Annotated in this window: 6 protein-coding genes; 5 read left to right on the forward strand and 1 reads right to left on the reverse strand. The window is 62.4% G+C overall.

The annotated features are described in order from the left end of the window. Window positions 1-130 precede the first annotated feature (130 nt). Entirely contained in the window at window positions 131-3,544 is a 3,414-nt protein-coding gene (locus tag HNQ64_RS14120) for a DUF7133 domain-containing protein (protein WP_184209653.1), read from the reverse strand. A gap of 261 nt (window positions 3,545-3,805) precedes the next feature. Between HNQ64_RS14120 and HNQ64_RS14125 the strand changes: the two genes are divergently transcribed. The 5 genes from HNQ64_RS14125 (at window position 3,806) to vccB (ending at window position 9,383) form a co-directional block, all read left to right on the forward strand. Then, entirely contained in the window at window positions 3,806-4,720 is a 915-nt protein-coding gene (locus tag HNQ64_RS14125; RefSeq protein ID WP_184209655.1) for a hypothetical protein, read from the forward strand. Between the two features lie 458 nt (window positions 4,721-5,178). Then, entirely contained in the window at window positions 5,179-5,937 is a 759-nt protein-coding gene (locus HNQ64_RS14130) for a Nif3-like dinuclear metal center hexameric protein (RefSeq protein WP_184209657.1), read from the forward strand. 2 nt (window positions 5,938-5,939) lie between these two features. Then, the gene (locus tag HNQ64_RS14135) at window positions 5,940-6,596 is read left to right on the forward strand and encodes a DNA-3-methyladenine glycosylase (RefSeq protein WP_184209659.1); all 657 of its coding nucleotides are present in this window, start codon (window positions 5,940-5,942) and stop codon (window positions 6,594-6,596) included. Between the two features lie 248 nt (window positions 6,597-6,844). After that, window positions 6,845-7,072, forward strand: coding sequence for a 30S ribosomal protein S21 (gene rpsU / locus HNQ64_RS14140; protein ID WP_184209660.1), 228 nt, complete (start codon window positions 6,845-6,847; stop codon window positions 7,070-7,072). A gap of 1,786 nt (window positions 7,073-8,858) precedes the next feature. Further along, window positions 8,859-9,383, forward strand: coding sequence for a Verru_Chthon cassette protein B (gene vccB, locus HNQ64_RS14145; protein WP_184209662.1), 525 nt, complete (start codon window positions 8,859-8,861; stop codon window positions 9,381-9,383). The last annotated feature ends 50 nt before the right edge of the window (window positions 9,384-9,433 follow it).

Consider the following 9,433-nt stretch of genomic DNA (forward strand, 5'->3'; position numbering starts at 1 on the left):
CCCCACGCCCACCCCTCCACTCCTCACGACCCCGAAGGCCCGCAGACGGAGCGCGAGCATCCTGCTCGCCTAACCTCCCCGACGCGTGCGAGGGCCTTTCACACCCTCGCTCGCTTCATCACGCACCCGCTCACTTTGCGATTTTCTCGTCGCCGTGGCTCGCTTCATCCTTGCCAGCCTTTTTGTTAGCGGCGGTGCGGCTGGCCAGGTAGGCCACAAGGTCACGCAGATCCCGTGGTGGCAGGGCCGTACCCAGCGGTGGCATGGCTGAAACCGGCGGGGCGATGCTGGCGATGGTGCTGCGCTCCAGCTTGGCGGGCTTGCCATCCATGCCCACGATTTCCACCGCGTCTTTGTTTTCCTTCGCCAAGCGGCCCATGAGCAGCGTGCCGTCTTTCATCGTGATGGCGGCCAGGCCGTAACCGGGGGCGATGACGGCATTCGGATTGACCAGGGATTCCACCAGTTTATCCGCCTTCAGTCGTTCACCAATTTTGGTTAGGTCAGGCCCCTGGATGCCGCCGTCACTGCCCACCTTGTGGCATTGCAGGCAGCCACCTTGATTGCGAAACACGGACTCTCCACGCAGGGCGTCACCGCCGGTTTCGCTGAGGCGATAGACGGCATCTGGCGCACTGGCCACATGCGCGCTCACCAGGGCCTGGGTGGCGGGGGTGGTCTGTGCTTGCAGGGCCAGGAAAACATCCAGCCACAGACCCCGGCGCAGGCCGTTGCTCTCGCGTTTTTGCCACAGCGTGGCGATCTCTTCCGGGTGGGTGGTGGTGAGGCCGGCGATGCCTGCGCGGGCTTTCACCAGCGGGCCGGAGGCGATGGCCGCGCGGGAGATCTCCGCCAGTCCATCCAGCTTCAAGGTGTAACCGTGCGTCAGGGCTGCCGCGGAGACAGCAGGGTTGGCATCGGCCATCAAACGGCGCACCTGTTCGCCAGCTTCCGCAGGGGCAGAAGTCACCAGACTGTCCAGTGCCGCCGTGCGCACCTCCGCCGCCAGAGCCGGGTTGGCCGTAAAGTTTTGCAGCGTTTTGGGCTCCAGCCGCACACCTGTTTCCGCCGCCAGTTTGAGCGCCAGTGAGGCGAGCTGCGGTGGCAATTCACTGGCCAGCAAAGCGCGCAGATCCGCCTCAATGGCCTGGCCCAGGCGAGTCAGTGTGCGCTCAGCCTTGGGCAGTGGGCGGTACAGGCCCAGCACGGGATCGGTGACGATCTGTTTTTCCCACAGACGGAGCGCATGCAGGGCGGCGCTGCGGGTGGCGGCATCCAGCTTGGCCTCCTTCACCAGGTGCAGCAGGTGGCGGGCATTTTCAGCCCCGCCCCGGCGGTAATTTGCCGCCACGATGCGCTGCTGGAGCGTGGGGGGAAAAGCAGCCGCTTCAGGGGCCAGCGCCGCCACGGCATCGCCTGCAGGGCCATCCACAGCGGCGGTGTCATAAATCGCGCGCACGGCTTCCCGGCGGATCTGCGCATCGTTATCCTTCAGGAACAGAGCGCACTCCGGGCTCTGATGACGGCGCAGGAAAAGCAGGGCCGTGAGGCGCACCTCCCGCTCTGCGGCCTGGGCACGGGCGGTGGCGGCTGGGACGGTGCCGATGACATCCAGCGCAGACAGTACCGCGTGACGCAGCACGGGGTCCACCGCGCCAGCACCCTGGCGGGCGGCCACTTCATAGAGCGCCTCCGTCACCTTCGCATCCCCAGGCTTTGTCACCCGCTGCAGGGCGATGGCCGCCAGTGAGCGCACCCGGGGTGATTCATCCTTCAGCAGCGCCAGCAGCGCCTCCTGGCTTTCCAGCACCCGCACACTGCCCAGGGCACGGGCGGCTTGCGCGCGGATTTCGGATTCCTTATCTTCGGTTAGGCTGGTGAGGGTGTCGCCCACGGGCACTCCCTGGCGGCCCAGTTGGTCCAGCGCCCAGATGCCATGCAGGCGGGTCTTCAGTGGCTTGGTCGCATCATTGGTTAGTGCCGTCAGCACGGTCGTTTCTTTTCGTTTCACCAGCTCAAACTGCGCCGCTTGCCGCAGGCGTTTGTCGGGTGATTCCAGGTAGGCCATCAGCTTTGCCACGGGCTCGTCTTTGAGACCTTTGGCAAAGATGACCTGCGTCTCCGCCCCGGCTTTTTTCAGGGCCGCATCCTTCGGGGTCAGTTTCTCGATGGCGCCATTCGTATTGATGCTCCACCCGCCGCCGAAGTCGCACAGGTAAAGGCTGCCGTCATAGCCCAGTTCCACATCGGTCACGCCCACGCCTTCCACCAAGACGTCTTCGGAATTCGCCACATACCCCGCGCCTTTCGGCTCGATGCCCACCGTCAGCACCGTGCAGCCCTGGGAGGCCCCGCGATAGTTCGCCAGCAGGAATTTACCGCGCAGATCTTCTGGCAAAGAAACCCCCGTGAGAAAGGTCACGCCAGAGGGGCCACGCGCCACATGCGAGGCCGGTGGGTACACCCACTGCGGCTGCTCCTCATTGAAGGTCTCAAACATCTTTTCCGCCACCCACATGGAGGTCTTCGGGTGAAAGTCCTCCCAGTCCAGCATGGTCACGTACTGATGGGCGGACTGGTGGCTCATGTCCCAGCCCGAGTCGCTGCCTTCCAAGGCATACACCATGCGCGCTAGGTCGCCGATGTCGCCCGTGTTATCGAAGGTGAAAAGATTTCCCGCTTCATCGAAGGCCAGCTCCTGCGGATTGCGCAGCCCTTTGCAAAAGACCTCAAAACCGCTGCCGTCAGATTCACAGCGAAAGATGGCCCCGCGCCCCGCACCAGACAGCACCCGGCCATCCTGCGTGGTGACGTGGTACCCCCGATCCCCCACGGAAAAATACAGCCGCCCATCCGGCCCGCGAGTGATGCCATGCAGATCATGCCCGATGAAGGATACCCGCACGCCAAAGCCGCCCACCAGCGCCTTTTCCGCATCGGCCACGCCGTCATCGTTCGCATCCGTCAGCTTCCACAGATTCGGGATGCAGGTGAAATACACCGCATCCTCTTCCGCCAAAACGGAAAAGCCGATGCCATCCAGGGGCTCGTGAAAACGATCTGAAAACAGCGTGCGATGATCTGCCGCGCCGTTGCCATCGCGGTCTTCCAGCCGGATCAGGCGATCCGCCGTGTTGGTGAAAAAAGTGGTGGGAAAACGTGCCGCCCAGGTCTTGTAGAGATTCGCCCGGTCCTCCAGCGTCGTCGCCTGGAAGTCCCCACGGATCAGTTCATTCGCGCCGCGCAGATCTGGCACCCCACGCCAAAAGCGATTTGCCTCCGCCACATACAGGCGGCCTTTCGGGTCAAAACCAAAGCTGCCGGGATTTTCGACGAATGGAAACCGCACCCACGTATGCGCTTCATAGCCTGGATGCTTCACCAGGCCAGGGAAGGGCTCCGGCTTATTTTTCAGCGGCGGCAGGTCCTTTTCTGCCACCGTTGGCATCGGCTGTTGCCGCTGGTTCATCTCCTCCAGCGTTAGGGCAGACAGAGAGGAACTGAGGAGGCCAAAGGCCGAAAGAAAGAGAAACGAGCGCTGCATGAGAAAGGGGGAAGGGGCGGGCCGCAGGATGCGGCGCCCAGGAGATACGCCAAGACTGCCCTCTCCTCACCAACAAAAGTGGGGCCGCCTGGCCAGCCCTCCACAGGGAGTTTTCAAGATGCGCATCTCGACTTGATTCCGTGAGTGAGCGGGCTATCTCGGCATCACACGGAGCCGCCCCTGAGGGTAACCTTGGGCCATGCCATACAGCCTTTTTTTATGGACCCCTGTTTTACCTCACCTCATCTCGCCCGCATCCCCATGCAGAAAATGATCCCACTTTGGGTTAGACTCTCCCTTCTGGTTCTTTTTGGCCTGCTCCATGCAGTCTCCAGCCAGGCCGGAGTGCTGGACCGAAAGCCCGACTATTCCCAGCATGACGTGCCGCTCTATGAGCAGGTCACGAATCGCATCAAGGCCAAGATCCTGGCCCGTCTGGGCAATGGGAACAATCCCCGCGACCGCTACTTCATCATCCCCTTTGCTTATCAAAACCAAGGCAATGCGCCCGAATACTCCCACTCCTTCATGTCCGTCATCCGCGTCCTGGCAGACCGCCAGCAACGCCACCTGACCGAGGGGCTGACGCGCGGCGTTTATAAAAATCGCGAGTTTGAGGCCTTCACCATCAGTTGGCTGCCGCATGACTTTGATACGAATCCGAATCTCTGCGTCTTCAAAGGCTTCGGCAGCCGCCTCTTTCCCCGCATGAATGCCTGCCCCCTGTCTCCCGGCAAAAGCTTCAATCTAGAGCAAACCCTCCGCCTGGCCGTGAATGTGAAAAACGCCGTCTGCATGTGGGGCCCGTATGAGATCACCCAGGGCGGCTTTGACCTCGGCGTGCAGCGCCTGCGCCTGCTGGAAAGCGGCCGCATCCTCTACCGGGCCGATGACCGCCTGTATCGCAAAGACCGCGTCGCCATCAACTGTTTCCACGCCATGGCCGGCCTCTACGATCTCTACCCCAATGGCGGCATCTTTGGCACCGGCTTTAAAATGTGGGGCATCAACGGCACCGCCCGCGTGCTCTTGGAATACGAAAACACCGCCAGCTTTCGCGGCCAACTCCTCGAGCCCGTGGATGAGAAAAAAGATCGCTACGGCTTCATCTACTCCGCCCAGCCCCACAGCCGCCCCTACAACCCCTTCAAAGAAGCCTCCGCGTATCGGAGGTGAAAACGGAGGTCGTTTGCCTCCGCACGCGGTGGACCAAACCAACCGTCATTCGCTCTATCATCCCGAGCTTCCAAAGAAGCTTCCCTCTCCCCCCGCTTGCGGGGGGTGCGAAGCCGCGAAGCGAAAGGCCCCGGTGAGGGGGTGGTCGCAGCACGAAAAACCCCCGTTCGCAAAAGGGTACCCTCTTTCCCCAAACAACACCTCTGTACTGCACCGCCCCCCCCCGGAGGGGCGAGAGAAAAGTAGCCGGGGGTGAAGGTGCGTAGCACCGAGAACCCCCGGACCTCGCCTAACCAAAAACGCGGTATCACAGGTGCGCCCTGGAGGGGCGCGAGAACCCCCCGTTCGCAAAACCTACCCTCTTCCCTCCAAGACCACCTTGCCCTCCCATTTCTGCTTTCCGCTTTCCCCCAGGAAATCTGGTGGAGCACCCGCCTCAACCATGATCTGTTCACCCCATGAAGCTGACTGACCTCACGGCCCATCTCGATACCCTCCTGCGCATCCGCGAACTGCCAGACTACGCCCCCGCCGTGAACGGCCTGCAACTGGCGAATCGCCCCGGCGAGGTCAGCCACATCGTCGCCGCTGTGGATGCCACCTTGCCCGTGGTGAAAAAGGCCATCGCCGCCGGGGCAGACCTGCTCATCGTCCATCACGGCATGTTTTGGAGCGGCCTCCAGCCGTGGACCGGCGCCACGTTTGAGCGCCTCAGCCTCGCCTTGGAAAACAACCTCGCCATTTACAGCGTCCACCTGCCTTTGGATGTGCATCCGCAGTTAGGCAACAACGCCCAGATCGCCCAGGCCATGCAGTTGCAGCCCAGCGGTGGATTTCTGGATTACAAAGGCCTGGCCGTCGGCGTCACGTGCGAGGTGGAGCTTCCCTTGGACGAAGTCATCTCCCGCTTCACCACCGCCCTGGATGGCGGCCGCGTGCACGTCTGCGCCGGTGGCCCCCAGACCACCCGAAAGATCGGCATTTCCTCCGGAGGTTCCGGGTCCGAAGTCGCCGCCGCCGCGCGTGCCGGGGTGGATACCTTCATCACCGGGGAAGGCCCGCACTGGAGCTACACCCTGGCGGAAGAACTGGGCATCAATGTCCTCTACGGCGGCCATTACGCCACCGAGACCTTCGGCGTCAAAGCCCTGGCCCAGCATCTCCAGGACCAGTTCGGCCTGCCGTGGACGTTTGTGGACCACCCCACCGGGCTGTAACCATGGCTTTCCTAACCAACGATTATTTCGAGCGCGACGTCCTCACCGTCGCCCGCGACCTCATCGGGATCGAGCTCGTCTGGCAGGGCTGCTCAGGCATCATCGTCGAGACCGAGGCCTACGCCGTGGAGGGCGATCCCGCCTGCCACACCGCCACCCGGCCCAGCGCGCGCGTGTTTGTGAAAAGCCAGCCCCCCGGCACCGCCTACGTCTATTTTAACTACGGCATGTACTGGCTGTTTAACCTCCTGGTGAAGGGCGGCGAACGCGACGGCCTCATCCTCATCCGTGCGCTGGATCCCCGCCTCGGTCTGGCCGAAATGCAGCAGCGGCGGCAACGCCCGAAGGTGACCGATCTCTGCTCAGGCCCTGGCAAACTGGCCCTCGCGCTCGGCATCGGCGGCATCCATCACGGTGCCCCCCTGGCGGGCCGCCACCGGCTGAAAGGCTGCGGCCTCCGCCCCGGACCAGAAAACCTCGAAGTCCTCAGCGACGTCCGCGTCGGCATCAGCCAAGCCGCCGACTTCCCCTGGCGCTACCTCGCCCGAGACAACCCCCACGTCAGCGTCAAACACGGCCGCGTCAAACCTCCGGTCACCCGTCATTTCGCCTCAGATCCTCTCATGGCATCTTCGGCACGTAGCAGTCCTCCTCGGTGATAAGGCGCGGCCTCCGCGTCCATTGGGGAGCCGTCGTCCGTCTTTTCTCCCTTCTAGTTCATCTCGGCATCCGAACCAATAGCGAAGCTGTGACAGGGGACTGGTCGAAGGTGCTTGTGCTGAGCCATCAAGGGATGGGGACGCTGCACGAGGAAAGAACCTTTGCTGCAAAGTATCTTTCTATTTGACGAATGCGCGGGTGCCGCTAGAATCGCGACCCCTTTTCTAAACCATTTCTCTGAACCCGTATGCCCGAAGTCCAAATCCGCAAAGGTGAGCCTGTTGACCGCGCTCTCAAGCGTCTGAAAACCAAGCTCGAGATGGAAGGCATTCTCGAAGAAATGCGCCGCCTGCGCGCTCACGAAAACCCGAAAGAGCGCACCAAGCGCAAGGCCCGTGCGGCTGCGAAGCGTGGCAAGATCCGTTTCCGCTTCACCCTGCCGAAGGCTCCTGAGGGCGCTGCCCCGACGGCCTGATTTATTTCCTGGCTCGTTGTCTGGATTTCCAACCTCGGAAAGGCTGTCTGTCTGCAGGCAGCCTTTTTGTTTTTTTGGGTGGAGCCGGGGTGTAGAACAGAGGGTGGTGTGGGGGTGTCGCGACTTTCGCGGGGCTGGCGTGGGAGGTCCATGGGATGTGGGGCCTGAGGGTGGACGCGGGTGGTGTGAAGGAACGAAGGTTTCTCGCGCCCCTCCAGGGCGCAGAGGGTGGTGAGGCGTTTTGTCGTGAGGTGTGGGTCCGGGGGTTCCCGCTCGCCAAGCCTCGCTGCACCCCCGGCTGCTCTTCTTTCGCCCCTCCGGGGCGGGGGGGTAGTTCACCAGTGGGCAGACGCTGGGGCTGATCCACAGCGACTCCACGGCGGGGGAGGTGCAAGGAGGTAGGTAGGGCGCAGGGTCCCCATGCGCAGCGGGGCAACGGCCTCGTCCGCAAGTACCGTATCCATCACTCTCCGAGTGATGCGTCCGCCCCAGACAGGCCTCGTCTGCTCTCTTCTCGCGCGCTTTCGGGGCGGGGGAAGTCACGGGATGAACCCCTTTTCAAAGGATGCATTCGCCCCTCTCCTCCCCCGATGCCGGAGGCATCGCAGCGGGTAGCCAGCGGTAAGTGAGTCCCGCTTGCGGGACGAGCGCACCCCTGGTTGGGCAAAGACGTTGCCCCACCCAAGGTCGCATCCTGGAGGGATGCCAGCGGCGTGCCCACGGTCTAACATCTCTGGGGTGAATTGGGGGTGCAAGCGGCCTTTCTCGCGCCCCTCCAGGGCGCAGCATTGGGTGACGCGTTGTTGGTTAGGCGGGGGTCCGGGGGTTTCGCTTGTGCCTCGCTCCACCCCCGGCTGCTCTTCTTTCGCCCCTCCGGGGCGGGGGCGGTGCAAGGGGGCGGATGGGCGTGTTTTGGGGCAGACGCATCACTCGGAGAGTGATGGATACTGTACTGCCAGGGGACGGGCGGGCTCAAGGAGTGAGGCCATCCTGGCCTCAGCGGACGGGCTTCGATATGTGAGTTCCGCGAGGACGTGAAGCTCGGCGCGCGAGATCCCGCAGTCGCGGGACAAGGCGCATGTGCGCTCCGGGGCGGACGCATCACTCGGAGAGTGATGGATACTGTACCTGCGCCCTGGAGGGGCGCGAGAAGGGGGCTCGGACCGAGACGCCCGCCCCTCCACTCCTACGACATCGCAGGCCCGCAGACGGAGCGCGAATATGCTATTCGCCTGACTTTCCTAGTGCGCGGGGACCTCTCTCTCACCGTCGTTCGCCACACCTGCTCCCGCATCCAGGGCTCGTTCGGAAGAGGGGGCGGATCATCCTCTTTGGGGCGGATGGCATCACTCGGAGAGGGATGAAAACCGGGCGGCGGGCTTGCGGGGCTGGGGGAAATGCTTGGGGTGGGTGGGGGCGTTATGTATTTAGGGCTGCGGGCGGTGCGTAGTGCGGAATGGGGGCGGGTGGGGGAGGGGCAGGCGGGGAGAAAAAGGCTGTTTCGGGGGTGGGGAGGGGGATGTTTGGCGAATTTAACGGCCGGGGGAGGGGGCATCTCCGAATTAGCTGCCACGTTACAGGAAAGGCGTAAAAAGGGCTGTTTTGGCCCTGAAATCCCCAGGTAGCGTGTGTTTTTACGCATTTTGCAATGAAATCTCAACAGTGGCGAGCTTCCAACCTTCGGTATTTACCATGTATTTGAATTGACGCTACAGGCCCCCTTCCGCTATTCTGAATAAAATCCCGGAAAATCGGTCCTAAATAATACCTGGAGTCTCTCCCTGCCATGAACACCTCCCTCTCCCTCCCTCTGCACAAGTCTTCCCGAAGTGGTTTCTCTTTGGTGGAAGTGGTGATGGCGGTGGGCATCATGGCTTTGGGAGTGGTGACGATCCTGGGCCTGCTGCCGCACGGGCTGAAGATGACGAGCCAGACGGCGAATGAGCAGGCGGAGACGCGCATTGTGGATTTCCTGGTCGGAGAGCTTCAGTCCACGAACTGGACGACCGTTGATGCGACGCCGACGCAGACGCGTTACTTTGATGATCAGGGCCTGGAACTGGACCAGACCAATCCGGATTTTGGCATTTTGCTCACCTACGTGGTGCAGGTGAACGTTCCCGAGTACGACGTGCGGCTGCCGAACAATGACGGCAACATGGTGGCCAATCAGAATCTGCGCCGGGTGATCATCAAGATGATCGCTGCACCGCTGAGAGATTTTAATTTTGATAACCCGACTTCTGCCGTGCCGATCAAAATCTTCACGCAGTCCATCGCCAACATGGGGATAGCCCACAATCTGCCTTGATGTTTTCCCCTTCGCTGGGCCGCCGCGCGCGGAATGACTGTTTTTCCAAC

This window comes from Prosthecobacter dejongeii (assembly GCF_014203045.1).
In the GTDB taxonomy this organism is placed as follows: domain Bacteria; phylum Verrucomicrobiota; class Verrucomicrobiia; order Verrucomicrobiales; family Verrucomicrobiaceae; genus Prosthecobacter; species Prosthecobacter dejongeii.